Below are 25,804 nucleotides of genomic sequence, written 5' to 3'. Positions count from 1 at the left end.
ATAAGATTGGGGGAGTGAGGATGACTCTTATATTTGCACATCGTGGTGCGGCTGGAACGTACCCAGAAAATACAATGATTTCATTTGAAGCGGCTGAGTCTTTTAGAGCGGATGGAATTGAACTTGATGTTCAATTAACGAAAGACGGAAAAGTTGTCGTCATTCATGATGAAACGGTGGACCGGACAACAAATGGAAAAGGTGCGGTTCGGAATTATGTATATGAGGACTTATGCAAGTTAGATGCAAGTTATAAATTTGGTGATAAAGTAGGTTTTTGTAAAATACCACTTTTAGAAGAGGTATTAGAATGGCTTGCACAAACGAGTTTGCTACTTAATATTGAACTTAAAAATAATAAAATTCCATACAGAGGTTTAGAGGAAGAAGTTATAACGCTTGTACGGAAATTTAGTCTAGAGGATCGTGTTATATTTTCTTCGTTTAATCACTACAGTATGAAACGGTGCCATATGATGGCTCCTGATATTCAAACAGCAATTTTATATCGCGAAGGTTTGCATAGTCCGTGGGCATACGCGAAAAAAATGGGCGCTACAGCAGTACATCCGAATTATCGTTACCTTCAAGATGCTATTGCCGAACTAACGATGGAAAGTGGTGTAGAGGTTCGCCCTTATACAATTAATGAAGAAACGCTTATGCGTAAATATTTTGATATGAATATATCGGCGATTATTACTGATTACCCTGAAACGGCCAGAACGTTAATGCCAATAAAAAAATGAGACCGCGTGTAACGGTCTCATTTTTTTATTTATAAATAGTGGGGCATTCCTATCTTCTAAAGCGAGCTTGTACTTTATTTCGTTTACGGTCTCGGTGCAAGACGAAGCCACCGAAGATATAAAACCCGAGCCCGAAGCAGAGAGCGCCGATTAAAAATTGTAACCACAGTATAGAGATTGGTGGAAATAGAATCCCGAATACAGTATCTCTCATTAACTTTATACCAAACACAGCTAATGAAATAGGGATGAGTGCTAATAGTAGAGCAACGTAACGCTGCATACATAACGCTCCTTTTCAGATTATTTCGTATATTTTAATGATGTTATAAGAAAAGGGGGTTTGTCAAGAGGGTGCTGAACGAGTAAGATAAAGGTGTGAAAAAATTTGCAGAGTTACTTCGAGAGGAAGTGGGATATATGAAACAAAAAGTATTAATTGTTGGTGCAGGTGAAGGCGGGAGCGCACTGCTGAATCTGTTACAAAGTTCGAATATATTTCAAATTATAGGGATTATTGATATAAATCCGTTGGCAAAAGGACTACAAATTGCTAAGGAATACGGGATTGCAATTGGAGAAAGTGTAACTCCATTTCTTTCTATGCATATCGATGTAATATTTGATATGACAGGTGAAGATGATGTGCATAAGGTTTTATTGGAAAAAAAGAAAAAAGACACTCTTCTTATACCAGGTGATATCGCAAAAATTGTTACAGGATTAGCGCATGAGAAGGAAGGGCTGATTGGGCGATTAGAGGAACAAACGCAACAAGGAGAATTAATTTTAAATTCTACACATGACGGCATGATCGTAATTGATCGAGAGGGACAAGTTCGTCTTTTTAATAAAAGTGCAGAGCGTATTATCGGATATAAAAAAGAAGAGGCGATAGGAAAATATATTTTAGAAGTCATTCCAACTAGTAAATTACTTCGCATTATACGTACGAAACAAATAGAAGTAAATTATGAACTAACATTAGAGAATGGAAAGAAAATTATTACAACGCGTATACCGATATTAAAAGAGGGCGGAGAGGTACAAGGGGCATTTGCAATTTTTAAAGATATAACAGAAGTTGTAGATTTAGCGGAAGAAGTTACAGATTTAAAGGAGATTCAAACACTATTAGAGGCAATTATTAACTCATCTGAAGAAGCAATTTCGGTTGTGGATGAAAAAGGAAGAGGTTTAGTCATTAACCCGGCATATACGAAATTAACGGGTTTAACAGAAGAAGATATTATTGGGAAGCCTGCTACAACTGATATTGTAGAAGGCGAAAGTATGCATATGAAAGTACTTCGAACGCGTCGTGCGGTGCGCGGAATACATATGAAGATTGGGCAAAAAAAGCGCGATGTAATTGTAAACGTGGCACCAGTCATTGTGGATGGAATATTGAAAGGAAGCGTCGGCGTTATCCGTGACGTGTCGGAAATTCAAAAGTTAACAAATGAATTGAATAGAGCAAGGCAAATTATTCGCACATTAGAAGCGAAATATTCATTTGATGATATTGTCGGGAATTCAGATGAAACAACGGCAGCTATCGAACAGGCGAAGCTAGGAGCAAATACACCAGCAACAGTGCTGTTACGCGGTGAATCTGGGACTGGTAAAGAATTGTTTGCACATGCAATCCATAATGGAAGTAATCGAAAATACAATAAGTTCGTCCGTGTAAACTGTGCGGCCATTTCGGAGACGTTGTTAGAAAGTGAATTATTTGGTTATGAGGAAGGGGCGTTTTCTGGAGCGAAAAGAGGCGGGAAACGTGGGTTCTTTGAGGAAGCAAATAACGGTAGTATTTTTTTAGATGAAATAGGGGAGTTATCTGCAAATACACAAGCGAAACTCCTTCGTGTACTGCAGGAAAAAGAAATTGTAAAAGTTGGTGGAACGAAAGCGATACCTATTAATGTTCGAGTAATTGCAGCGACGCATGTGAATTTAGAAAAGGCTATTCTAGAAGGGAAGTTTAGGGAGGATTTATATTATCGATTAAATAAAATCCCAATTCAAATTCCATCTCTTCGTCAACGTAAAGGAGATATACCGACAATTGCGGACAGATTGATTCAAAAAATTAATCAAGATTACGGTCGTAATGTAGAAGGGCTCACTGATTCAGCCATTTTATATTTACAATCATACGAATGGCCAGGGAATGTGAGGGAACTTGAAAATATTCTGGGAAGAGCTATTATCTTTATGAATTATAACGAGACCTATATTGATGTACACCATTTACCGCCATTACATAACGAAGAGCAGGTGGAGTCAAAGCAATCTCATTTATTACCTGAATTAGAAGAAAAGCCACTTGAACATTTAGTGACAGAGTTTGAAGGGAATATTATTCATGAATATTTGGAGAGATTTGATGGGAATAAAACGCAAACTGCAAAAGCGTTAGGAATTTCCGTTCGAAATTTATATTACAAGCTAGAAAAGTATGACCATGCAAAAAATAGCATGCAATAAATTGCGTACCGTGCAATTTATTGCATGGTATACAAAAAGCGACAAAATAAGACAGAATCTTTTGTTATTTTCCAAAGTATTGATTTTACTGCATTTTGAATGCGTTTTCATTATTGGTAAGACCACTTTTAAAAGTTGGCACGGTATTTGCTTTATAAATAGACGAGGGACGACGGAAAGGGTTGATTACAAAATATGAAGTTAGAATACTTAATTGATCAAGCAGCAGGGCAGCCTAAAAAAACTGTAGCTGTAGCAGTAGCTGAAGATCATGAAGTAATTGAAGCTGTAGCGAAAGCAATTAAATTACAGTTAGCTCAATTTCGTCTATATGGAAATCAAGAAAAAATAATGGGGATGCTACAAGAACATGGTTTACAAACTTCAGAACATGTTCAAGTGATTGCAGCAATGTCTAGTGCAGAGGCTGCAGAACTTTCTGTTAAAGCTGTGAGAAATGGTGAAGCAGACGTGCTTATGAAGGGGAACATCCCAACAGCGAATATTTTGAAGGCTGTGTTAAACAAAGAGTGGGGCCTACGTAAAGGTAGCGTACTTTCACATGTAGCAGCATTTGAAGTTCCAAATTACGATCGTCTTATTTTCGTTACAGATGCAGCGATGAACATCGCACCTGATGTAACACAAAAAGCTGCTATTATACAAAATACTGTAGAAGTTGCCCGGGCAATAGGAATCGACTTGCCAAAAGTGGCACCAATTGCAGCAGTAGAAGTTGTGAATCCAGCGATGCAGGCGACAATTGATGCAGCGATGTTAACACAAATGAATCGCCGCGGACAAATTAAAGATTGTATCGTTGATGGACCACTTGCTTTAGATAATGCAGTATCACAAATTGCAGCAGAGCATAAAGGCATAGTAAGTGATGTAGCAGGTAAGGCAGATATTTTACTCGTCCCAACGATTGAAGCTGGAAATGTGCTATATAAATCACTCGTATACTTTGCGGATGCAAAAGTAGGAGCAATGATTGCTGGCGCAAAAGCACCGATCGTTTTAACATCTCGTGCTGATTCAGCAGAAACAAAAGTATATTCATTAGCATTGGCAGTTGCGACTGCTTCAAAATAAACCAAAAAGGGTAAAACATTAGGGGGAAACGACAATGACATTAGAAATCTTCGAATACTTAGAAAAATATGATTATGAGCAAGTAGTATTTTGTCAAGATAAAGAGTCTGGTTTAAAAGCAATTATTGCAATTCATGATACAACACTTGGACCGGCTCTTGGTGGAACAAGAATGTGGACATATGATTCTGAAGAAGCGGCGATTGAAGATGCATTGCGTCTTGCAAAAGGGATGACATACAAAAACGCAGCAGCTGGTTTAAACTTAGGTGGTGCGAAAACAGTAATTATCGGTGATCCTCGTAAAGATAAGAGCGAAGCAATGTTCCGTGCACTAGGACGTTATATCCAAGGACTAAACGGACGTTACATTACAGCTGAAGATGTTGGTACAACAGTAGATGATATGGATATTATCCATGAAGAAACTGACTTTGTAACAGGTATCTCACCATCATTCGGTTCTTCTGGTAACCCATCTCCGGTAACTGCATACGGTGTTTACCGTGGTATGAAAGCAGCTGCAAAAGAAGCTTTCGGTACTGACAATTTAGAAGGAAAAGTAATTGCTGTTCAAGGCGTTGGTAACGTAGCATATCACCTATGCAAACATTTACACGCTGAAGGAGCAAAATTAATCGTTACAGATATTAATAAAGAAGCTGTACAACGTGCTGTAGAAGAATTCGGTGCATCAGCAGTTGAACCAAATGAAATTTACGGTGTTGAATGCGATATTTACGCACCATGTGCACTAGGCGCAACAGTTAATGATGAAACTATTCCACAACTTAAAGCAAAAGTAATCGCAGGTTCTGCAAATAACCAATTAAAAGAAGATCGTCATGGTGACATCATTCATGAAATGGGTATTGTATACGCACCAGATTATGTAATTAATGCAGGTGGCGTAATTAACGTAGCAGACGAATTATATGGATACAATAGAGAACGTGCACTAAAACGTGTTGAGTCTATTTATGACACGATTGCAAAAGTAATCGAAATTTCAAAACGCGATGGCATAGCAACTTATGTAGCGGCAGATCGTCTAGCTGAAGAGCGCATTGCAAGCTTGAAGAATTCTCGTAGCACTTACTTACGCAACGGTCACGATATTATTAGCCGTCGCTAATCATTCATATATAACTTTTACAAAAGGTGTGGTTACCTCTTATGAGGTTTCCACTTCCTTTTGAATTTATTAGTGGAGGTAGCAACATTGTCTGTAAATCGAATTCTTGTTATTAACCCAGGTAGTACATCCACAAAAATTGGTGTTTTTGATAATGAAAGACCCGTTCTAGAAGAAACGATTCGTCATGACGTAGAACAGATTGGAAAATATAAGAGAATTATCGACCAATATGAGTTTCGAAAAGAAACGATTTTAGAAGTTCTACATTCTCATGGTATTAACATTTCAAAATTAAACGCTGTTTGTGGGCGTGGTGGATTACTTCGTCCAATCGAAGGCGGTACGTATACAGTAAACGATGCGATGTTAGAAGATTTGAAAAATGGCTTTAGCGGTCATCACGCTTCAAACCTTGGAGGCATTTTAGCATATGAAATTGCTTCTGGATTAAACATTCCTGCATTCATTGTAGATCCTGTCGTTGTAGATGAGATGGAGCCGGTTGCTCGTATAAGTGGCATTGCTGGTATGGAACGCAAAAGTATCTTCCATGCATTAAATCAAAAAGCAGTTGCTCGTAAAGTAGCTGAACAGTTAAATCACAAATACGAGGATTTAAATTTATTAGTTACACATATGGGTGGCGGTATTACAGTTGGTGCTCATAAAAAAGGAAGAGTAATCGATGTGAATAACGGTTTAAACGGAGAAGGACCATTTAGTCCAGAGCGCGCTGGTACAGTACCAGTAGGGCAACTAGTAGAAATGTGTTTCTCTGGTGAGTATTACCGTGATGAAATGATTAAAAAACTTGTCGGACAAGGTGGACTTGTAAGTTTAATCGGTACAAATGATGCGATTAAAGTAGAGCAAATGGTTGAAAAAGGTGATCCTGAAGCAACTCTTATTTATAAAGCAATGGCATATCAAGTTGCAAAAGAGATTGGCGGAGCTAGCGCTGTACTTCACGGGAAAATCGATGCAATCGTATTAACTGGTGGACTGGCATACAGTAAAATTCTTGTCGATGAAATAAAAGAGCGAGTGGACTGGATTGCAGATGTTATCGTACATCCAGGCGAAGATGAGTTAGAAGCGTTAGCAGAAGGAGCACTTCGTGTATTACGTGAAGAAGAAGCTCCAAAAGAATACGTTGTACGTGAAAAAGAAACGGTAGCTAGGGGTTGAGATAATGGCAAAAGAATATGATTTAGTCATCGTTGGCGGCGGTACTGGTGGATATGTTGCTGCAATTCGTGCATCACAACTAGGGTTAAAAACTGCACTAGTCGAAAAAGAAAATCTTGGTGGTACTTGTTTACACAAAGGATGTATTCCTAGTAAAGCTCTTTTACGTAGTGCGGAAGTATATGCAACTGCTAAAAAAAGCGAAGAGTTCGGAGTTATTGCAAGCAATGTAGAACTAAACTTTGCGAAAGTACAAGAGCGTAAAGAGAAGATAGTAACGCAGCTTCATAAAGGCGTTCAACATTTAATGAAACAAGGTAAAATTGATGTGTTTGAAGGTATTGGCCGTATTCTTGGCCCATCTATTTTCTCTCCGATGCCAGGGACAATTTCAGTTGAACTTGCAAGTGGAGAAGAGAATGAAATGTTAATTCCAAAAAATGTACTTATTGCAACAGGTTCTCGTCCAAATTCATTACCAGGTTTAGAATTAGACGGAGAGTACGTAATGTCTTCAGATCATGCTCTAAAAATGGAAACGCTTCCTAGTTCGATTATTATCGTTGGTGGCGGTGTAATCGGTATTGAGTGGGCATCTATGCTTGCTGACTTCGGTGTAGAAGTTACAGTATTAGAGTATGCGAAAACGATATTACCACTAGAAGATCAAGACGTTTCAAAAGAAATGCAACGTCTATTCAAGAAAAAAGGTATTAAAGTGGTAACTGGTGCAAAAGTATTACCAGAAACATTGGTAAAAGATAATGGAGTAACAATCCAAGCTGAACACAACGGTGAAAATAAAGAATTTAAAGCAGAAAAAATGCTTGTATCTGTAGGAAGACAAGCGAATACGCAAAATATTGGCTTAGAGAATACAGATATCGTTGTGGAAAAAGGATACATTCAAACAAATGAGTTTTATCAAACGAAAGAATCGCATATTTACGCAATTGGAGATGTAATCGGTGGCCTGCAACTCGCTCACGTTGCTTCTCACGAAGGAATTGCTGCAGTAGAACATATTGCAGGGAAAGAAGTTACACCAATCGATTACTCTATGGTATCAAAATGCGTATATAGCAGTCCGGAAGTTGCTTCTGTCGGTTTAACAGAACAAGAAGCGAAAGAAAAAGGCTATAAGTTAAAAGTAGGTAAGTTCTCATTCCGCGCAATCGGAAAAGCACTTGTATACGGAGAATCAGATGGTTTCGTAAAACTTGTAGTTGATGAAGAGACAAATGACATTCTTGGTGTTCATATGATTGGACCGCATGTAACAGATATGATTTCTGAAGCGGGTCTTGCAAGAGTACTTGATGCAACACCTTGGGAAGTAGCACATACAATTCATCCGCATCCATCATTATCTGAGGCGATTGGTGAAGCAGCACTTGCTGTAGATGGAAGAGCGTTACACGCATAAAAATGTGGATTTAGGAGGTTATGAAAAATGGCAGAAGTAAAAGAAAAGCGCCATGAAGAGCTTGGCTTAAGTGATGAGCAAGTATTAGAAATGTTCCGTACGATGTTACTTGCACGTAAAATCGACGAACGTATGTGGTTATTAAACCGTGCTGGTAAAATTCCATTCGTAATTTCTTGTCAAGGACAAGAGGCTGCACAAGTTGGAGCGGCGTTCGCTCTTGATAGAGAGAAAGATTATGCATTACCATACTACCGTGATATGGGTGTTGTACTAGCATTTGGTATGACAGCTAAAGAGCTTATGTTGTCTGCTTTCGCGAAAGCTGGAGATCCAAACTCTGGTGGTCGTCAAATGCCTGGTCACTTCGGTCAAAAGAAAAATCGTATTGTTACAGGTTCATCTCCAGTAACAACGCAAGTACCACATGCAGTTGGTATTGCATTAGCTGGAAAAATGGAGAAGAAAGATTTAGTAACGTTCGTTACATTTGGAGAAGGTTCTTCAAACCAAGGTGACTTCCATGAAGGGGCAAACTTTGCTGGTGTACACAAACTACCTGTTATTTTTATGTGTGAAAATAACAAATATGCAATCTCTATTCCAGTTGAAAAACAATTAGCATGTAAAAACGTATCAGATCGTGCGATTGGTTACGGTATGCCTGGATATACAATAGACGGAAACGATCCGCTTGCAGTATATAAAGCTGTAAAAGAAGCAGCAGATCGCGGTCGCCGTGGTGAAGGCCCAACTTTAATTGAAACAGTATCATATCGTTTAACAGCACATTCTAGTGACGATGATGATCGTGTTTATCGTGATAAAGAAGAAGTAGAAGAAGCAAAGAAAAAAGATTCAATTATAACATTCGCGGCTTATTTAAAAGAAGCTGGTGTATTAACTGAGGAATCGGAAAAACAAATGTTAGACGAAATTATGCATATCGTAAATGAAGCAACAGAATATGCAGAAAATGCTCCGTATGCAGCACCTGAAGATGCATTGAAGCACGTATACGCAGAATAGGGGGGAACGTTTCATGGCTGTAATGTCTTATATTGATGCTATTACATTAGCAATGCGCGAAGAAATGGAACGCGATGAGAAAGTATTCGTTTTAGGAGAAGATGTTGGTAAAAAAGGTGGCGTGTTTAAAGCGACACACGGTTTGTATGATCAATTTGGTGAAGATCGTGCGCTTGATGCACCGCTTGCAGAATCTGCAATTGCTGGGGTAGCAATTGGTGCGGCAATGTATGGTATGCGTCCAATCGCTGAAATGCAGTTTGCTGATTTCATCATGCCAGCAGTAAACCAAATTGTTTCTGAGGCAGCAAAAATTCGTTATCGTTCTAATAATGATTGGACTTGTCCAGTTACAATTCGTGCACCATTTGGCGGGGGTGTTCACGGTGCATTGTATCATTCACAATCTGTAGAAGCGATGTTTGCAAACCAACCAGGTTTAAAAATTGTTATCCCTTCTACACCATATGATGCAAAAGGCTTATTAAAAGCAGCCATTCGTGATGAAGATCCAGTATTATTCTTCGAACATAAACGTGCATATCGTTTAATTAAAGGTGAAGTGCCGGAGGATGACTACGTATTACCAATCGGAAAAGCAGATGTAAAACGTGAAGGTGATGATATTACAGTTATCACGTACGGATTATGTGTTCATTTTGCTCTTCAAGCGGCTGAAAAGTTAGCACAAGATGGCATCTCTGCACACATTCTTGATTTACGTACTGTATATCCATTAGATAAAGAAGCAATCATTGAAGCAGCTTCTAAAACAGGTAAAGTTCTTCTTGTAACAGAAGACAATAAAGAAGGAAGCATTATGAGTGAAGTGGCAGCAATTATTGCTGAAAACTGTCTATTTGATTTAGATGCGCCAATCGCACGTCTTGCAGGTCCAGACGTTCCAGCAATGCCATATGCACCAACAATGGAAAAATTCTTTATGGTAAATCCAGATAAAGTTGAAAAAGCAATGCGTGAACTTGCGGAATTTTAATCGGGGGGACTATACATGGCTGTAGAAAATATTACAATGCCTCAGCTCGGGGAGAGCGTTACAGAGGGCACAATTAGTAAATGGCTCGTTAATGTTGGCGATCACGTAAACAAGTATGATCCGCTTGCAGAAGTAATGACTGATAAAGTAAATGCTGAAGTACCATCTTCTTTCACGGGGATTGTAAAAGAGTTAATCGCTGGTGAAGGTGATACGTTAGCTGTAGGTGAAGTAGTTTGTGTGATTCAAGTAGAAGGCGCAGATGAAGTAGCAGCAACAGCTGTTGAAGAAAAAACGAAAGAAGAACCAAAGGCAGAAGTAGCTACGTCTGAAAAAGCACCGAAAGTAAAACAACCAACTGATGGAAAACCACGTTTTTCACCAGCTGTGTTAAAACTTGCGGGTGAGCATAACGTTGATTTAGATCTAGTAGAAGGTACGGGAGCAAACGGCCGTATCACTCGTAAAGATATTTTAAAGCTAGTGGAATCTGGAAATATTCCGCAAGCAGGTGCAGCGAAGAAAGAGGAAGCTGTAGCGGCAGTAGTAGAAGCTCGCCCAGAAGCACCAGAAGCACCAAAAGCAGCACCAGTAGCGCAAAAAGTAGAAGCTGCGAAACCAGTTTCTGTACCTACAATGCCTGGAGATATCGAAATTCCAGTAACAGGTGTGCGTAAAGCGATCGCAGCAAACATGTTACGTAGTAAACATGAAGCACCACATGCTTGGATGATGATTGAAGTAGATGTGACAAACCTTGTGTCATACCGTAACTCAATTAAAGGTGACTTTAAGAAGCGTGAAGGCTTTAACTTAACGTTCTTTGCTTTCTTCGTAAAAGCAGTAGCACAAGCGTTAAAAGAGTATCCTCAAATTAATTCAATGTGGGCTGGCGATAAAATTGTTCAGAAGAAAGATATTAACCTTTCTATCGCTGTTGCAACAGAGGAAGAACTATTTGTACCAGTAATTAAGCAAGCGGACGAGAAAACAATTAAAGGTATCGCTCGTGAAATTACAGAACTTGCAGGAAAAGTACGTACGAAATCGTTAAAAGCAGACGAAATGCAAGGTGGAACATTTACAATTAATAACACAGGATCATTCGGTTCTGTTCAATCTATGGGTATTATTAATTACCCACAAGCGGCTATTTTACAAGTTGAATCAATTGTAAAGCGCCCAGTAATTATGGATAATGGTATGTTCGGTGCTCGTGACATGGTTAACTTATGTTTATCACTTGATCACCGAGTACTTGATGGTTTAATTTGTGGTAAGTTCTTAGGGCGTGTTAAAGAAATTTTAGAAAACATGTCAGAAAATAATACATCTGTATATTAATAAAAAGCTCGCTTATGCGAGCTTTTTATTATCTTATTTCTTCATCTACATCCTACTATATGTATAAATATCTTTCCCAGTAATCTTACAATAAACGATTATGTATTAGGAATTTACGAAAATACATTGCTGATATATGGTATATGGATATAAAATAAGAAAAGAATAATTTTTTTGGCAAATCTTACTGATGAAACTGTAGTATAATATATTGTATTGTATGAAAAAGAGAGTTATTCTATATAAGTGTTTTATAGATAATGTGTAATCAGTCGTCAAAACATGAAGAATGTTGACTCCTGGTTTTTTATTTTTGCCGTAACAATGTTTCAGGAGGATGTCATGAAAAGAAGTACCGAGTTTCTAAAAAGTTTAGATGTAAAATTAATTTTAATTTTGTGTGCACTATGTGTGACGAGTATAGCTGCTATATATAGCAGTCAGCAAACGGGACAGTATGGAGCTGCAAACTTTGCTATGAAACAAGGTGTTAACTACATAATTGGGGTTGTATTGTTACTTCTTGTTGCAAGCATTGATTTAGATCAGTTACAAAAATTATCTTGGCCGCTTTATATTGCTGGGTTTGCTTCACTTATTCTTTTGAAAGTATTACCACCATCAGGTTTTACACCTGAAAAATTAGGTGCAAAAAGATGGTTTGTTTTCCCAGTATTTGGACAAATTCAGCCGTCTGAGTTTTTCAAAATTGCATTGCTACTTGTAGTAGCGAGTATAGCAGTAAAACATAATGCACAGTATATGGCAAGGACATTCCAAACAGATTTAAAGCTAGTAGGTAAAATTATGCTAGTGTCACTTCCACCTATGGCGGTTGTATATAGTCAACCTGATACAGGTATGGTGTTCTTATATGCTGCTGCTATTGCATGTATTCTATTTATGTCAGGTATTCAAAAGAAATTGATAGCATTATGTACAGTTATTCCGTTGACCATATTATCTGCTTTAATATTTATTTTCTTTAAGTATCAAGATTTTTTCTATAATAATTTAGTTACTTTACTAAAACCTCACCAACAGTCGCGTATTGTAGGTTGGTTAAATCCATTTGAAAATGCAGATCAAGGTTATCAAACGCAACAATCGATTTTAGCTGTAGGTAGTGGAGGAATGGAAGGTAAAGGGTTTGGGGGAGGAAGCGTCTATATCCCAGAGAAGCATACTGACTTTATTTTCGCTACAATTGCCGAAGAAGGTGGATTTATCGTAGCAGCCTTAGTTGTCTTCTTGTTCCTATTACTACTATATCGAACAATTATTATTGGTTATTCCGCTGATAATTTATTTGGTACATTATTATGCGCTGGATCGATCGGTATATTAACAGTTCAAATATTCCAAAACATCGGTATGATCGTTGGATTAATGCCTGTAAAAGGTATTGCATTACCTTTCTTATCGTATGGGGGAAGTTCCTTATTCTCGAATATGATTATGATGGGGCTCATACTATCGGTACGGAAAACGTATAAAAAATATATGTTTTCAGTTAAGTAAAAAAAGCTGGTTCGTTTTTAAACGAACCAGCTTTTTTTACATATATGCTCATAAACGTTGCAAACTAAAACAGGTTAGCAGTTTGAGACGGGTAAGGAGTGCAAAGTGATGCATATGCATATTTTTGAAGGAGCACGGCATCTTTCTAGTAGTGAATGGGTTATTCGGGCTATTATAGCATACATATTTTTAATATTAGTTGCGAAAGCGATGGGACAAAGGTCTATCGCACAACTTCGTTTTTTAGATGTTGTATTAGTGTTATTGCTTGGTGGGAATATTTCTAACGCATTGTCTGATGAAAAAGTAGGGTTACTGGGCTCGATGATTACAACGTTCATACTCGTTGTACTTCATATTATAAGCTCAGTTTTAATGCTGAAATGGGATAGATGGAGACGTTTTTTAGAGCCAGCACCTATCATTCTTATACATAATGGTTCCATTGATTTTAGCAATTTGAAAAAGGCGAGAATTACCGTGGAATATTTGTTTTCGGAACTTCGTATGCGAAATGTGAGCGATATTCAAACGATTAAATTAGCATTATGGGAAGCAAACGGTGTCGTTTCTATATTTCGGTATCCAGAATATGAAGCAGTTTCGCGGCTTGATCTTAAAGTGGCGGGAAAAAAATCTCCAGTTTCTTTTGTATTAGTAAAGGATGGGAGGATACAGAAAGATGTTCTTGCATTATTAGGAAAAACAGAAGCTTGGGCGAGAGAATTTCTAGAGGAGAGTACAGAAGTGGAATCTATTATGTTAGCTACAGTAGATGAATCACATAAAATAAATATTTTGTTAAAAAAATGAAAAATATACGCATTTTGTCGTTTCGAACATATGATACAATAGTGTGGACAACGAAAAAGGAGGCGATACGGTGGGATATGTAGAAGAATTACGAAAAATAGTTGGTCATCGCCCTTTAATTTTAGTTGGTGCTGTTGTACTCATTATAAATGAAAATGGATATGTTTTATTGCAGCAGCGGACAGAGCCGTACGGAAAATGGGGGCTACCTGGCGGGCTAATGGAGCTTAGTGAATCACCAGAAGAAACAGCTTATCGTGAAGTATATGAAGAGACAGGAATAAAAGTGAAGAACTTGCGACTAATCAATGTATTTTCTGGAGCGAACTACTTTACAAAATTAGCAAACGGTGATGAATTTCAATCTGTAACAACCGCCTATTATACAGATGAATACGAAGGGCATTTTGTTATGAATAAAGAAGAAGCAGTTCAGCTTAAATTCTTTTCAGTAACAGAACTACCTGACTATATTGTAGGATCGCATAAAAAAATGATTGCTGAATATATGAAGATTATGGAAAAAAAGATATAATCATAGTGAAAGAAATACAAAAACACAGTTCTGGTTGGTAGTCCAGACGCATGATTTCATGTCAGTAACCTTCCCCTCCGGGATGTCCTGTATTTCTAATCTTTTAAAGGAGGGGCTGTCAATGGATTTGACAGTATATCACGATGGCCAATTTTTTGTTGGAATCATTACATGTAAAGAACAAGGGAAATTGTATGGGGCGAGGTATATTTTTGGGGCGGAACCGTCAGATGAAGAAGTGCTTATGTTTGTGAATGGTTCACTTTTAGAGCATTTTCAGCACTTTGCAAAATGTGGTGTAGAAGTTAAAGAAAAACAGCGTCCTAAAAACATAAAGCGTATCATACGACAAGCAGCAAAAGAAATAAATATTAAACGTTTTACTAAGGCGCAAGAGGCGATTAGTTTATCTTATGAATTGCATAAACAAGAAAAGAAAGTGCAGTCTAAAGAGAAGCGAGAAGCTGAAAAAGAAAGAAGACGTTTAATGAAAGTACAAAAAGCAAAGCAAAAACATCGTGGTCATTAAAGAAAAGGTGTTAGAGCAAGAGCTCTAACACCTTTTCTATACTTAAATACAAGTAAACTTACTTGTATTTCATAAACATTAACTGGTAAGATACAAATAGGTAGTTTTAGAGGAGGGAAAAGAGTGATTAATTTTAACTTTTTTATGAATGATGTTGTCCGCCAAGCGCGTGAAGAGATTGTCTCTGCTGGATATACAGAATTGACGACGCCAGAAGCGGTAGAAGAAGCGTTTAAAAGAAATGGAACAACACTTGTAATGGTAAACTCTGTATGTGGTTGTGCAGGTGGTATTGCTCGTCCTGCTGCTGCGCATTCCGTACATTATGATAAACGTCCTAACCACCTTGTAACGGTGTTTGCAGGTCAAGATAAAGAAGCGACAGCAAGAGCGCGTGAATATTTCGAAGGGTACCCACCTTCTTCTCCATCATTTGCTTTATTAAAAGATGGAAAAATTGTAACGATGGTAGAGCGTCATGAAATTGAAGGTCATGAACCGATGCAAGTTATTGCGAAACTACAATCATATTTTGAAGAGAATTGTGAAGAACTATAAAAAATAAGAGAAAAGGCGGCACGTCCACAATCAAGTGGATGTGCCGCCTTTTTTATTTATTTTTATTTTATATATTGCATAAAAATAAAAGTGCTGATACAATACAAACATCGAATAAATATTCTATTAAACTTTTAAATATACATCATTAGGGGGAAGAAAGATGAAGAAGTTAGTATCAATATCGTTTGCACTTATTTTAATTGTAAGTATATTCAGCGCTTGTAGTAATGGGGAATCGAAAGAAACAAAAGGAAATAAAAAAGTACTCGTAATGGGAACTTCAGCAGATTATAAACCTTATGAATATGTAGATGCGTCAAAGAGCGATGAAATTATCGGCTTTGATGTTGATGTTGCTAAATATATCGGAAAAGAACTTGGGTATGAAGTGAAAGTGAAAGATATGGATTTTGGTGGTTTATTAGCATCTCTTAGTTCAGGAAAAGTTGATTTCGTAATGGCAGGCATGACGCCAACTGCAGAGCGTAAAAATAATGTTGATTTTACAGATATTTATTTTGTTGCGAAAAATATGGTCGTTTCTAAAAAGGATTCTAACATTAAATCTGTAGAGGATTTAAAAGGGAAAAAAGTAGGAGTACAAACAGGGTCTATTCAAGAAGAGAAAGCAGCAGAATTTAAAAAACAAGTAGATTTCCAGGTTGAGGGACGTGACCGTATACCAGAAATCGTACAAGAAATTAAAGCTGGTCGTTTTGACGCTGCAATTATAGAAGACACAGTTGCTAAAAATTATTTAGAGAAAATGAAAGATTTACAAGGAGTTGAAATTAAAGAAGCGCCAGAAGAAGTTGGAGCAGCAATTGCCCTTCCGAAAAACAGTGATAAAACAGCTGAATTTAATAAAGTAATTAAAAAAATGCAAGAAAATGGAGAAATGGATAAATTAGTGAAGAAATGGTTTGGCAGCGGAAAATAAGCTGCCTTTCACTTTTCTGTGAGGGGAATGAAAAGAATGAACTTAGATTTTTCGGCGATTACGCCTTCGATACCATATATACTAAAAGGTTTAGAAGTTACTTTGAAAATTGTAGCAGTATCAGCTTTAGCAGGATTTATTTTAGGAACGCTATTAGCACTTTGTAAAATTGCTAGAATACGAGCATTAAATATAGCAGCAGATTTTTATACATCAATTTTTCGTGGTACACCCCTTGTATTGCAATTAATGATTATTTATTTCGGTGTCCCGCAAATAATTGGTTATGAAATACCAGCATTCTTAGCTGCTGTACTTGCATTTAGCTTGAATTCAGGTGCATACATGTCAGAAGTAATTCGTGCTGGTATTCAAGCGGTTGATAAAGGACAAACAGAAGCAGCAATGGCTTTAGGGGTACCATACGGAAAAATGATGAGAAATATTATTTTCCCTCAAGCATTAAAAAATATATTACCAGCGCTTGTGAACGAATTTGCGACACTTACGAAAGAATCGGCTGTAGTAACAGTAATAGGCGCGACTGATTTAATGCGTCGTGCTTACATCGTAGGCGGTGAGACATTTAAATATCTTGAACCATTACTTTTTGTTGGACTGATTTATTATATGTTAGTCATTATTCTTACATTAGTCGGGAAGGCAATTGAAGGGAGAATGAAGAAAAGTGATTAAAATTGAAAACCTTCATAAATCATTTGGTAAAAACGAAGTATTAAAAGGAATTACAACAACGATTGAAAAAGGGGAAGTAGTTGCAATTATAGGACCTTCTGGATCAGGAAAATCAACATTTTTACGTTGTATGAATATGTTAGAAGCACCAACGGATGGTCACATTTGGATTGGAACGGAAGAAGTAACGAATCCGAAAACGAATGTTATGCATGTTCGTGAAAATGTCGGTATGGTATTTCAACATTTTCACTTATTTCCTCATATGACTGTATTAGAAAATATTACGTATGCTCCTACCAATGTAAAAGGAGTAACGAAGCAAGAAGCTGAAAAGAAAGCTGAGAAACTTTTAGAAAAGGTTGGACTAGTAGATAAAAAAGATACGTATCCAAATCGTCTTTCGGGAGGACAAAAGCAACGTGTAGCAATTGCAAGAGCGTTAGCAATGGAACCCGAAGTTATGTTATTTGATGAACCGACATCGGCGCTAGATCCAGAGATGGTGAAAGAAGTGTTAGAAGTTATGAAATCGTTAGTTACGACAGGAATGACGATGGCTATCGTTACACATGAAATGGGCTTTGCAAAAGAAGTGGCAGATCGTGTTCTTTTCTTGGACGGAGGAAAGCTTGTAGAAGATAGTGCGCCAGAAGAATTTTTTGCAGCGCCGAAAAGTGAACGTGCGCAACAATTTTTACAAAAAATATTGTAATATGAAAAGGTTATGTGAATAATAAGTAGAAAAGGATGACATTGTGTCATCCTTTTTTTATACTAGCTGTAAATACGTTTATACATATAGGAGTAATGATATGTTTAAAATTGGATACCGTACAGTAAAAACAGCAATAGGGACAGGCGCGGCAGTTTTTATTGCTCAGTTATTAGGGTTGGAATTTTATAGTTCAGCAGGTATTTTAGTTATTTTATGTGTACAAAATACGAAGCGCAAATCGCTTCAAGTGTCGTTACATCGTTTTCTAGCTTGTGTATTATCAATGGTATTCGCGTTTTGTATTTTTGAAACGATCGGCTATACACCACTTGCAATTAGCATATTGTTACTTACATTTATTCCGACTGCAGTAATGCTTAAAATTCAAGAAGGCATTGTCACGAGTTCAGTTATTGTTATGCATCTATATTCATTGAAGCAAATTACATGGCTTATAGTTGGAAATGAAATTGCTATATTAACGATAGGGATTAGCGTGGCGTTATTAGTAAATATGTATATGCCGAGTAGTGAAACTAAGCTAAAAGAGTATCAGGATAAAATAGAGAGCAATTTTAAAACGATTTTGTTTGAAATGGTTGTGTATTTACGAAATCGAGAAAGTAGTTGGAGTGGGGCAGAACTCATTGAAACCGAGAATATGTTAAATGAAGCAAGAGATTTATCGTTTAAAAAACTTGAGAATGCATTTATGCGAGAAGATGATTATTACTATCGTTATTTTAATATGCGTATGCAACAATTCGAAATTTTAGAGCGAATGATACCACTAGCAGCTTCTTTATCATGGACATATGAACAAGCTGATATGATTGCAGATGTTGTTGAAAACATTGGTAATGCTATTAGCCCTGAGAGTACTGGCGTTATTTCCTTAAGGCAGCTTCAAGAAATGAGGGAATTATTTAGAGACATGCCATTACCAGCTACACGCGAAGAATTTGAGATACGTGCGAAACTTGTTCAACTTGTGTATGAAATGGAACAATATTTACTCATTAAAAGTCGCTTTAAGGGAAAGGATAATATAAAAGAACTTATATAGAAGGTAGGAATTATCTATGCCGTATCTTCTCTCTATCATATTATGTCTTTCTTTATCGCCGATTTGGCCTCTTGGGGATAATCCACGTGCCGGAGATCCTTTTATTATTGTAAATAAAGCAACGAATAAATTAGCTTACATTGACGATGGGAAGATTCAAAAGGTTTTTCCAGTAGCGACAGGGAAAACGAATGAATTAACTCCAGAAGGAACTTTTGATGTTGTAATGAAAGCGAAGGATCCGTATTATATTGCGAAGGATATTCCAGGTGGGTCGCCAAAAAATCCACTTGGGTCAAGGTGGATTGGATTTAATGCAAGAGGAACTGATGGAAGTAAATATGGAATACATGGAACAAACCAACCGAGTTCAATTGGAAAGTATATTTCACAAGGGTGTATAAGAATGAAGAAAAACGATGTGGAATATTTGTTTGATCGCATTCCAATTGGAACGAAAGTATGGATTGTGAAATCGAAAAAATCATTTCAGCAATTGGCAAAAGAAAAAGGAGCCGTTGCATATGAAAAAGCCAACGAAAATGAACTGCACCCCAATTGTTAGACACAGTCTAACAATTGGAGGTGCAGTTTTTTGTATGACAAAATTTACGAAGGATTTAAAGTTAACGCTCGTTCAAGGATTTAATCCGAAAATAATTTCTCAAGCAGAATATGCAAAACAGATGCATATTACAAAGGCACAATTTCAATACTGGTTACGCTTATACGAACTCCATGGAGAAGAAGGTTTACACGAGGTCTATACAAATTACACCGCAGAGTTTAAACTAGACGTACTAAATTTTATGGCTCAATCGGGTATATCGTTAATGGATACAGCGGCTATCTTCATGATTCCTTCTTTTACAACGGTTTATCAATGGAAGAAGCAATTTGAAGTAGGTGGCTTAGATGCCCTTGAACCAAAGAAAAAGGGGCGTCCATCCATGAAAAATAAAAACACAAAACATGATACTAAAAAGATTCCGGCAGAAGGTTCAGTTGAAGCGTTACAAGCTGAATTAGAACGCTTACGTATGGAAAATGCGTATTTAAAAAAGTTGAATGCCTTAGTTCAAAACAAGGAAAAATCACCAAACAAGACAAGGCACAAGTAGTCTATGAATTAAGGCATGAGTTTCAAGTGAAAGAATTAGTAAAGTTAGCGGATATCCCTCGAAGCACCTATTATTTTTATGTAAAACAAATGGATAGAATCGATCCAGATGCCGATTTAAAAGTAGAAATTAAAGCGATTTATGATGAACACGAAGGTCGTTATGGATATCGTCGTATTCGTGATGAGTTAGCCAATCGTAATCAAATAGTGAATCATAAAAAAGTGCAACGAATTATGAAAGAGTTAGGTTTAAAATGTCTTGTACGTATGAAAAAATATAAATCTTATAAAGGAACAGTCGGTAAAATTGCATCTCATATTTTAGAGCGTAAATTTACGGCAGATACGCCAAATGAAAAATGGGTAACCGATATTACAGAATTTAAATTATTCGGTGAGAAACTTTATGTATCACCTGTATTAGACTTGTATAATGGTGAAATCATTACCTATACAATTGGCTCTAGACCGACGTATTCACTTGTTTCAGAAATGTTAGAGACAGCATTAGAAGGTTTACCTGAAAATCACCAACTAATGATGCATTCAGATCAAGGGTGGCATTATCAAATGAAACAGTACCGTCACGCATTACAAAAAAGAGGTATCGTACAAAGTATGTCTCGTAAAGGCAACTGTTATGACAACGCAGTAATGGAGAATTTCTTTGGAATCATGAAGTCTGAGTTTCTCTACATAAAAGAGTTTGAAAGTGTAGAGCACTTCAAAATAGAATTAGAAAAATATATAGATTATTACAATACAAAACGGATAAAAGCAAAATTAAAAATGAGCCCGGTGCAATACCGGACTCATTTTTATCGAGCTGCCTAATGAAATAACCGTGTCTAACTTTTAGGGGTCACTTCAAAAGGTTGGCTTTTTCTATTATAATAAGTTGTCTTGACATGTGTACATAACCGTGCGTTAATGAGAATATAGAAAGATAAAATTAGATAAAGGGGTTGCTCATATGTACTTGAATCCAAAACTTTCGTATATGCAGTTTTTTATGGGATTTCTATTTGTTATTACATTCATATTGGCAACTTTTAATATATGTTCTTATCTTGTAGCGATTGTATGTATGGCATTACTTAATCTAACTTTTGTTATTGGAGCATTTCAGCAGAAACAATATACAAGTTTTGTAATAGCACTTGTAATGTCATTTTCCTTTAGTATTGTAGCGATTGTGTTTTATATAAAATAAACCATCTCGATGTCGAGATGGTTTATTTTGTCATGTGTAAAAAGTAAAAAAAGGACGAACACATCGCCCTTTTTACCAAAACATACTCGCGCCAGCAAGTAATGTTGTTACAAGCATAGAAATCAGCATCACATAAACCATAACTTTTTGAGCTTTTTTATGCATCGTTATACCTCCTTGCAAATCAGTACAATTTCATTGTAACGAGAAATGAAATTATGGACAAGGGGAGAGTGAGGACAAAATTCGGGAGGGGATTGCAAAATATAACAGGAAATTTGAGTGTGTATAGAGAATATAGTAAAAGGGTATATTGTTAATTTTTAGTTGGGCAAGCTGAAGAATGGAGATACGATGATGAAAATATACGAAACAGATCGTTTATACTTAAGGGAAATTGATGAGTCGTATGCTGAAACAGTTCTTCAATATTACGACAGAAATCGTGAATTTTTAAAAGCTTGGGAAGAGTATAGACCGGATGATTTTTTTACGCTAGATTATCAAAAGAAAAAGTTGCAAAAGGATAGAAAAGAGTTCGAAGAAGGGAAAATCATCAGACTATGGATTTTTAAAAAGGGTGATGATACGAAAATAATTGGGTGTATTTCATTTAATTTAATCGTTCGTGGCATTTATCAATCTTGTGTACTCAGTTATAAATTAGATAAAGCAGAGTTAAACAAAGGGTATACGACAGAAGCGCTTAGAAAAGCAATTCAAGTTGCTTTTGGGGAATTTCAGTTACATCGTATAGAAGCTCCGATTATGCCGCGTAATTTAGCATCTATACAAGTAGTAACGAAGATAGGTTTTCAATATGAAGGCGTGTCTAGGAAGATGTTAATGGTAAATGGCGTGTGGGAAGATCATATGCGCTGGGTATTGTTAAATGAGTAATAGAAAGCAGATGGTTATCTAGACATGTAAACCATCTGTTTTTTGTCTTGTATTTCGAAACTTTTGCGAAATTCTGTTATAATTAATAGTGTTACATACATAATGGTAGTGCAGGAGGCGCAGTCTTATGATTAATCAAGAACGTTTAGTAAATGAATTTATGGAATTAGTACAAGTAGATTCTGAAACGAAATTTGAAGCAGAAATCTGCAAAGTATTAACGAAGAAATTTACAGATTTAGGTGTAGAAGTATTTGAAGATGACACAATGGCTGTAACTGGTCATGGTGCAGGTAACTTAATTTGTACTTTACCAGCAACAAAAGATGGTGTTGATACAATTTACTTTACTTCTCATATGGATACAGTAGTTCCTGGTAATGGAATTAAGCCTTCTATTAAAGATGGATATATCGTATCAGATGGTACAACAATTTTAGGTGCGGATGATAAAGCTGGATTAGCATCAATGTTCGAAGCAATCCGTGTTTTAAAAGAGAAAAATATCCCTCATGGTAAAATAGAATTTATTATTACAGTCGGAGAAGAATCAGGTCTTGTTGGTGCAAAAGCATTAGACCGTGAGCGTATTACAGCGAAATATGGCTACGCATTAGATAGCGATGGAAAAGTTGGTGAAATCGTTGTTGCAGCTCCAACACAAGCGAAAGTGAACGCAATTATTCGCGGGAAAACAGCTCACGCTGGTGTAGCGCCGGAGAAAGGTGTATCTGCAATTACTATCGCAGCGAAAGCAATTGCGAAGATGCCACTTGGTCGCATTGACTCTGAAACGACTGCAAATATTGGACGTTTTGAAGGTGGTACACAAACGAATATCGTTTGCGATCATGTACAAATCTTTGCAGAAGCTCGTTCTTTAATTAATGAGAAAATGGAAGCACAAGTTGCGAAAATGAAAGAAGCATTTGAAACAACTGCAAAAGAAATGGGCGGTCATGCAGACGTTGAAGTAAACGTTATGTACCCAGGATTTAAATTTGCTGATGGCGATCACGTTGTAGAAGTTGCAAAACGTGCAGCTGAAAAAATTGGTCGTACACCTTCTCTTCACCAAAGTGGTGGCGGAAGTGATGCAAACGTAATTGCAGGACATGGTATCCCAACAGTTAACTTAGCGGTTGGTTATGAAGAAATTCATACAACAAACGAGAAGATTCCTGTTGAAGAATTAGCAAAAACAGCAGAATTAGTTGTTGCAATTATTGAAGAAGTAGCGAAGTAATGGAATAGAAAAAGCGTGTAAATCAATTATGATTTACACGCTTTTTATTTTGATTCGATTGCTTTGACAAGACGTATAAGCGAATATAAGAAAAACTATGGAAGTATATACGTTGTTGCTACATGTACTAGACGAGGGAATAACCTTAACGTATTCATATTGAAAATCGGAAGTAGTAAATAATTAATTGCAATGATTAATATAACTACAAGGAATGTATAGTTGAGTTTATCCCGCTATTTGCCGGACAGTAAGACCCCTACCTCAAAATTCAGCGAAAGTAAAGAAGTTAGGTGGGGGCCCTGCTGCCCATAAAAGTCCGATTAGTGAGAGTTGATTAAAGTTTCGATTTATATCGATTATAAAAAAGAACAAGTAATTATTATAACTATTGTGCAAAATTTGATATAATAAAAGAACGAACGTTCTGATTAGGGAGTGAGTACTATGCGAGAAATGTATCCGAAAAATGGTCGTGTTATTTTACATGTAGATATGAATTGCTTTTTCGCATCTGTTGAAATTGCTCATGATCCATCATTACAAGGAAAGCCATTAGCGGTTGCTGGAAATGAAAAAGAGAGAAAAGGAATTATTATAACATGTAGTTATGAGGCGAGAGAATACGGAATACGTACGACGATGCCCCTTTGGGAAGCGAAAAGGTTATGCCCGCAATTAGTTGTAAGGCGTCCTAATTTCACATTATATCGCGAAGCTTCATTTCAAATGTTTCAAGTCCTTTCTCGTTTTACAGAAAAGATACAACCAGTCTCAATAGATGAAGGATATTTAGATATTACAGATTGCTACGCACTTGGTTCGCCTCTTGAAATAGCAAAGATGATTCAACAAGCACTATTAACAGAGTTGCAGCTTCCGTGTAGTATCGGAATCGCTCCAAATCTTTTCCTAGCAAAAACAGCTTCTGATATGAAAAAACCTCTCGGTATTACCGTACTTCGAAAACGTGATATTCCAGAAATGATTTGGCCACTTTCAGTTGAAGCAATGCATGGGATTGGAGAAAAAACAGCTGAAAAATTAAATGAAATTCATATACATACAATTGAACAGTTAGCGAAGGGAGACGAGCATATCATTCGCGCTAAAATTGGCAAGCACGGTATTGATTTACAAAAGCGTGCAAAAGGTACGGATGATAGGGAAGTGGATCCGAGTCAAATGGGCCAACATAAAAGTGTCGGTAACTCGATGACTTTTTCAAAGGATATGGATGAAGAGAAAGAATTACTTGATATGTTAGAACGGTTATCAAAATCAGTGAGTAAAAGATTACAAAAGCGAACCCTTGTCAGCTATAATATTCAAATTATGATTAAATACCATGATAGGCGAACAGTAACACGGAGTAAGCAATTGAAAAATGCAATTTGGGAAGAACGCGATATTTTTCAAGCAGCATCCCGTTTATGGAAGCAACATTGGGATGGTGATTCCGTTCGTTTACTAGGTGTTACAGCTACTGAAATAGAGTGGAAGACAGAATCGGTGAAACAATTAGATTTATTTTCATTTGAAGAGGATGCGAAAAAAGAACCACTACTTGCTGTCATTGATCAAATTAACGATAAGTATGGAACACCGATTTTACAACGAGGTAGTCAACTACTACGTAAGCAAGAGAAGTCGTTTCAACAAAAGTTAGAAAATAAGTTTATGTAGAAGGTGTCATGAAGTAGTAAAATCATGACACCTTTCCTAGTTAACTCGCTTCTAAATTTAAAGAAGTCTTCCATCCAGCTCCAGTAACGCCAGATTCTAATAGCATTCTACTTACTATTTTTTCAATTAAGATAGCCGCATTTGTCTTGCAATGTAATGTAGCCTGTATACACACCTTTTGATTAGAATCTACGTCTTCACTATACAACTCTTTTAAACCGATTCCTTCTGTACTTACCATATGCATAAGTAAAAAACGAATATGTGCTTCATTTTCTTCTGAACAAGTAAGGGAAAGTAAGTAGTTCGTTTGTTCTGGTGATTCTTCTTTTGATTTTTTATTCATAAAAAGAGCAATTGGGCGAAGAAGTATATTTGCTAGTAACACGCCGGCTGCACCTAATATAGCTGCAACGAGGAAACCGGCGCCTGTAAGAGTACCGACAGCAGCTGCACACCATAAAGTAGCTGCTGTATTTAGCCCTCTAATACTAAAACCATCGCGGATAATAACGCCACCCCCTAAAAATCCAATACCACTAACGACTTGAGCAGCAATGCGGGATGGGCTAGCATCATGATCAAGCATGACGGATAATAAAACAAATATACAGGCACCAAGTGATACGAGAGCATTTGTCCGTAACCCAGCCATTCGGTGTCTCCATTGTCTTTCCATTCCAATGCAAGCTCCTACAATAATTGCTATAACTAACCTGAATACAATGTCGTACCATACCATCATGGTCACCTCCATATATAATATGTGTTATGTTTTTTAGAATGAGCGGGGGATAC

At 36.9% G+C, this 25,804-nt stretch carries 27 protein-coding genes; 24 read left to right on the top strand and 3 right to left on the bottom strand.

The annotated features are described in order from the left end of the window. Positions 1-20 precede the first annotated feature (20 nt). On the top strand, positions 21-749 hold the full coding sequence (locus MHH55_RS14915) for a glycerophosphodiester phosphodiesterase (protein ID WP_000172575.1): 729 nt from the start codon (positions 21-23) through the stop codon (positions 747-749). A 49-nt stretch (positions 750-798) separates the two neighbouring features. On the opposite strand, the gene MHH55_RS14910 is transcribed toward MHH55_RS14915, so the two are convergent. Continuing rightward, a complete protein-coding gene (locus MHH55_RS14910) occupies positions 799-1,032 on the bottom strand; it encodes a DUF2627 domain-containing protein (RefSeq protein WP_001190211.1) in 234 nt (77 codons plus the stop codon). A gap of 137 nt (positions 1,033-1,169) precedes the next feature. Here MHH55_RS14910 and MHH55_RS14905 point away from each other — a divergent pair, with 137 nt between their 5' ends. The 20 genes from MHH55_RS14905 (at position 1,170) to MHH55_RS14810 (ending at position 21,174) form a co-directional block, all read left to right on the top strand. Beyond that, positions 1,170-3,242, top strand: a complete 2,073-nt coding sequence (locus MHH55_RS14905) for a sigma-54 interaction domain-containing protein (protein ID WP_033666632.1) — start codon at positions 1,170-1,172, stop codon at positions 3,240-3,242. Between the two features lie 195 nt (positions 3,243-3,437). Next, entirely contained in the window at positions 3,438-4,337 is a 900-nt protein-coding gene (yqiS, locus tag MHH55_RS14900) for a phosphate butyryltransferase (RefSeq protein ID WP_000764678.1), read from the top strand. A 34-nt stretch (positions 4,338-4,371) separates the two neighbouring features. Further along, on the top strand, positions 4,372-5,472 hold the full coding sequence (locus tag MHH55_RS14895; RefSeq protein WP_000171355.1) for a leucine dehydrogenase: 1,101 nt from the start codon (positions 4,372-4,374) through the stop codon (positions 5,470-5,472). An 87-nt stretch (positions 5,473-5,559) separates the two neighbouring features. Further along, positions 5,560-6,663 carry a butyrate kinase gene (gene buk / locus MHH55_RS14890; protein ID WP_000115781.1) on the top strand — a complete coding sequence of 368 codons (1,104 nt, stop codon included), beginning with the start codon at positions 5,560-5,562 and terminating at the stop codon, positions 6,661-6,663. A 4-nt stretch (positions 6,664-6,667) separates the two neighbouring features. Then, positions 6,668-8,089: a dihydrolipoyl dehydrogenase gene (lpdA, locus tag MHH55_RS14885; RefSeq protein WP_001051289.1), complete on the top strand. Its 1,422-nt coding sequence runs from the start codon at positions 6,668-6,670 to the stop codon at positions 8,087-8,089. 27 nt (positions 8,090-8,116) lie between these two features. Further along, positions 8,117-9,118, top strand: coding sequence for a 3-methyl-2-oxobutanoate dehydrogenase subunit alpha (bfmBAA, locus tag MHH55_RS14880; protein ID WP_000852551.1), 1,002 nt, complete (start codon positions 8,117-8,119; stop codon positions 9,116-9,118). A gap of 13 nt (positions 9,119-9,131) precedes the next feature. Beyond that, positions 9,132-10,115, top strand: a complete 984-nt coding sequence (gene bfmBAB, locus MHH55_RS14875; protein WP_000290071.1) for a 3-methyl-2-oxobutanoate dehydrogenase subunit beta — start codon at positions 9,132-9,134, stop codon at positions 10,113-10,115. 15 nt (positions 10,116-10,130) lie between these two features. Then, positions 10,131-11,459, top strand: a complete 1,329-nt coding sequence (locus tag MHH55_RS14870; protein ID WP_078186518.1) for a dihydrolipoamide acetyltransferase family protein — start codon at positions 10,131-10,133, stop codon at positions 11,457-11,459. Positions 11,460-11,801: 342 nt separating this feature from the next. Further along, complete coding sequence (locus MHH55_RS14865) at positions 11,802-12,980, top strand: FtsW/RodA/SpoVE family cell cycle protein (RefSeq protein ID WP_000831181.1); 1,179 nt, start codon at positions 11,802-11,804, stop codon at positions 12,978-12,980. A 108-nt stretch (positions 12,981-13,088) separates the two neighbouring features. Further along, complete coding sequence (locus tag MHH55_RS14860) at positions 13,089-13,793, top strand: DUF421 domain-containing protein (RefSeq protein ID WP_000550974.1); 705 nt, start codon at positions 13,089-13,091, stop codon at positions 13,791-13,793. Between the two features lie 70 nt (positions 13,794-13,863). Then, positions 13,864-14,328 carry an NUDIX hydrolase gene (locus tag MHH55_RS14855; RefSeq protein WP_078186517.1) on the top strand — a complete coding sequence of 155 codons (465 nt, stop codon included), beginning with the start codon at positions 13,864-13,866 and terminating at the stop codon, positions 14,326-14,328. Between the two features lie 121 nt (positions 14,329-14,449). Further along, positions 14,450-14,857: a YjdF family protein gene (locus MHH55_RS14850; protein WP_000366599.1), complete on the top strand. Its 408-nt coding sequence runs from the start codon at positions 14,450-14,452 to the stop codon at positions 14,855-14,857. Between the two features lie 144 nt (positions 14,858-15,001). Then, positions 15,002-15,415, top strand: a complete 414-nt coding sequence (locus tag MHH55_RS14845; protein WP_001979317.1) for a BrxA/BrxB family bacilliredoxin — start codon at positions 15,002-15,004, stop codon at positions 15,413-15,415. A 163-nt stretch (positions 15,416-15,578) separates the two neighbouring features. Continuing rightward, entirely contained in the window at positions 15,579-16,358 is a 780-nt protein-coding gene (locus MHH55_RS14840) for a transporter substrate-binding domain-containing protein (protein ID WP_000737675.1), read from the top strand. Between the two features lie 36 nt (positions 16,359-16,394). Next, positions 16,395-17,054 (top strand): amino acid ABC transporter permease, encoded by a 660-nt coding sequence (locus MHH55_RS14835; RefSeq protein ID WP_001046916.1) that lies wholly within the window; start codon positions 16,395-16,397, stop codon positions 17,052-17,054. Beyond that, the gene (locus tag MHH55_RS14830) at positions 17,047-17,769 is read left to right on the top strand and encodes an amino acid ABC transporter ATP-binding protein (RefSeq protein WP_000590206.1); all 723 of its coding nucleotides are present in this window, start codon (positions 17,047-17,049) and stop codon (positions 17,767-17,769) included. The genes MHH55_RS14835 and MHH55_RS14830 overlap by 8 nt, the downstream gene beginning before the upstream one ends. 100 nt (positions 17,770-17,869) lie before the next feature. Then, positions 17,870-18,838, top strand: coding sequence for an aromatic acid exporter family protein (locus MHH55_RS14825; RefSeq protein WP_000472676.1), 969 nt, complete (start codon positions 17,870-17,872; stop codon positions 18,836-18,838). A 16-nt stretch (positions 18,839-18,854) separates the two neighbouring features. Beyond that, positions 18,855-19,403, top strand: coding sequence for a L,D-transpeptidase (locus MHH55_RS14820; protein ID WP_078186516.1), 549 nt, complete (start codon positions 18,855-18,857; stop codon positions 19,401-19,403). Positions 19,404-19,437: 34 nt separating this feature from the next. After that, a protein-coding gene (locus MHH55_RS14815) for an IS3-like element ISBce18 family transposase (protein ID WP_139362596.1) occupies positions 19,438-20,795 on the top strand; the annotation gives its coding sequence in 2 pieces (ribosomal slippage) (positions 19,438-19,894 and positions 19,894-20,795; 1,359 coding nt in all). A gap of 139 nt (positions 20,796-20,934) precedes the next feature. Beyond that, positions 20,935-21,174 (top strand): DUF3894 domain-containing protein, encoded by a 240-nt coding sequence (locus MHH55_RS14810; protein WP_000281167.1) that lies wholly within the window; start codon positions 20,935-20,937, stop codon positions 21,172-21,174. 72 nt (positions 21,175-21,246) lie between these two features. On the opposite strand, the gene prli42 is transcribed toward MHH55_RS14810, so the two are convergent. Further along, complete coding sequence (gene prli42, locus MHH55_RS14805; RefSeq protein ID WP_000549040.1) at positions 21,247-21,339, bottom strand: stressosome-associated protein Prli42; 93 nt, start codon at positions 21,337-21,339, stop codon at positions 21,247-21,249. A 189-nt stretch (positions 21,340-21,528) separates the two neighbouring features. On the opposite strand from prli42, the gene MHH55_RS14800 reads away from it, so the two are divergent. The 3 genes from MHH55_RS14800 (at position 21,529) to MHH55_RS14790 (ending at position 25,006) form a co-directional block, all read left to right on the top strand. After that, a complete protein-coding gene (locus MHH55_RS14800) occupies positions 21,529-22,074 on the top strand; it encodes a GNAT family N-acetyltransferase (protein WP_001987197.1) in 546 nt (181 codons plus the stop codon). Positions 22,075-22,201: 127 nt separating this feature from the next. After that, positions 22,202-23,320 (top strand): tripeptidase T, encoded by a 1,119-nt coding sequence (locus MHH55_RS14795; protein ID WP_000609803.1) that lies wholly within the window; start codon positions 22,202-22,204, stop codon positions 23,318-23,320. Between the two features lie 447 nt (positions 23,321-23,767). Next, complete coding sequence (locus tag MHH55_RS14790) at positions 23,768-25,006, top strand: DNA polymerase IV (protein ID WP_001208858.1); 1,239 nt, start codon at positions 23,768-23,770, stop codon at positions 25,004-25,006. A gap of 40 nt (positions 25,007-25,046) precedes the next feature. Here the strand turns inward: MHH55_RS14790 and MHH55_RS14785 are convergent, their stop codons facing one another. Continuing rightward, positions 25,047-25,748, bottom strand: coding sequence for an MgtC/SapB family protein (locus MHH55_RS14785; RefSeq protein WP_000262342.1), 702 nt, complete (start codon positions 25,746-25,748; stop codon positions 25,047-25,049). Positions 25,749-25,804: the final 56 nt, after the last annotated feature.

The organism is Bacillus sp. FSL K6-2944 (genome assembly GCF_038005385.1).
GTDB classification, from domain to species: Bacteria; Bacillota; Bacilli; order Bacillales; family Bacillaceae_G; genus Bacillus_A; species Bacillus_A cereus.
Note: the sequence above shows the minus strand (reverse complement) of the source record. Positions and strands in the feature narration are given on the sequence as shown.

Excerpts from the sequence above, each read along its gene's own strand:
- MHH55_RS14910 (WP_001190211.1), bottom strand. The coding sequence starts at position 1,032 with ATGCAGCGTTACGTTGCTCTACTATTAGCACTCATCCCTATTTCATTA.
- MHH55_RS14810 (WP_000281167.1), top strand. The coding sequence starts at position 20,935 with ATGTACTTGAATCCAAAACTTTCGTATATGCAGTTTTTTATGGGATTT.
- MHH55_RS14790 (WP_001208858.1), top strand. The coding sequence starts at position 23,768 with ATGCGAGAAATGTATCCGAAAAATGGTCGTGTTATTTTACATGTAGAT.
- MHH55_RS14895 (WP_000171355.1), top strand. The coding sequence starts at position 4,372 with ATGACATTAGAAATCTTCGAATACTTAGAAAAATATGATTATGAGCAA.
- MHH55_RS14905 (WP_033666632.1), top strand. The coding sequence starts at position 1,170 with ATGAAACAAAAAGTATTAATTGTTGGTGCAGGTGAAGGCGGGAGCGCA.
- yqiS (WP_000764678.1), top strand. The coding sequence starts at position 3,438 with ATGAAGTTAGAATACTTAATTGATCAAGCAGCAGGGCAGCCTAAAAAA.
- MHH55_RS14820 (WP_078186516.1), top strand. The coding sequence starts at position 18,855 with ATGCCGTATCTTCTCTCTATCATATTATGTCTTTCTTTATCGCCGATT.
- bfmBAB (WP_000290071.1), top strand. The coding sequence starts at position 9,132 with ATGGCTGTAATGTCTTATATTGATGCTATTACATTAGCAATGCGCGAA.
- MHH55_RS14845 (WP_001979317.1), top strand. The coding sequence starts at position 15,002 with ATGAATGATGTTGTCCGCCAAGCGCGTGAAGAGATTGTCTCTGCTGGA.
- MHH55_RS14825 (WP_000472676.1), top strand. The coding sequence starts at position 17,870 with ATGTTTAAAATTGGATACCGTACAGTAAAAACAGCAATAGGGACAGGC.
- MHH55_RS14840 (WP_000737675.1), top strand. The coding sequence starts at position 15,579 with ATGAAGAAGTTAGTATCAATATCGTTTGCACTTATTTTAATTGTAAGT.
- MHH55_RS14915 (WP_000172575.1), top strand. The coding sequence starts at position 21 with ATGACTCTTATATTTGCACATCGTGGTGCGGCTGGAACGTACCCAGAA.
- lpdA (WP_001051289.1), top strand. The coding sequence starts at position 6,668 with ATGGCAAAAGAATATGATTTAGTCATCGTTGGCGGCGGTACTGGTGGA.
- MHH55_RS14785 (WP_000262342.1), bottom strand. The coding sequence starts at position 25,748 with ATGGTATGGTACGACATTGTATTCAGGTTAGTTATAGCAATTATTGTA.
- prli42 (WP_000549040.1), bottom strand. The coding sequence starts at position 21,339 with ATGCATAAAAAAGCTCAAAAAGTTATGGTTTATGTGATGCTGATTTCT.
- MHH55_RS14870 (WP_078186518.1), top strand. The coding sequence starts at position 10,131 with ATGGCTGTAGAAAATATTACAATGCCTCAGCTCGGGGAGAGCGTTACA.
- bfmBAA (WP_000852551.1), top strand. The coding sequence starts at position 8,117 with ATGGCAGAAGTAAAAGAAAAGCGCCATGAAGAGCTTGGCTTAAGTGAT.
- MHH55_RS14865 (WP_000831181.1), top strand. The coding sequence starts at position 11,802 with ATGAAAAGAAGTACCGAGTTTCTAAAAAGTTTAGATGTAAAATTAATT.
- MHH55_RS14800 (WP_001987197.1), top strand. The coding sequence starts at position 21,529 with ATGATGAAAATATACGAAACAGATCGTTTATACTTAAGGGAAATTGAT.
- MHH55_RS14795 (WP_000609803.1), top strand. The coding sequence starts at position 22,202 with ATGATTAATCAAGAACGTTTAGTAAATGAATTTATGGAATTAGTACAA.
- MHH55_RS14850 (WP_000366599.1), top strand. The coding sequence starts at position 14,450 with ATGGATTTGACAGTATATCACGATGGCCAATTTTTTGTTGGAATCATT.
- MHH55_RS14860 (WP_000550974.1), top strand. The coding sequence starts at position 13,089 with ATGCATATGCATATTTTTGAAGGAGCACGGCATCTTTCTAGTAGTGAA.
- MHH55_RS14835 (WP_001046916.1), top strand. The coding sequence starts at position 16,395 with ATGAACTTAGATTTTTCGGCGATTACGCCTTCGATACCATATATACTA.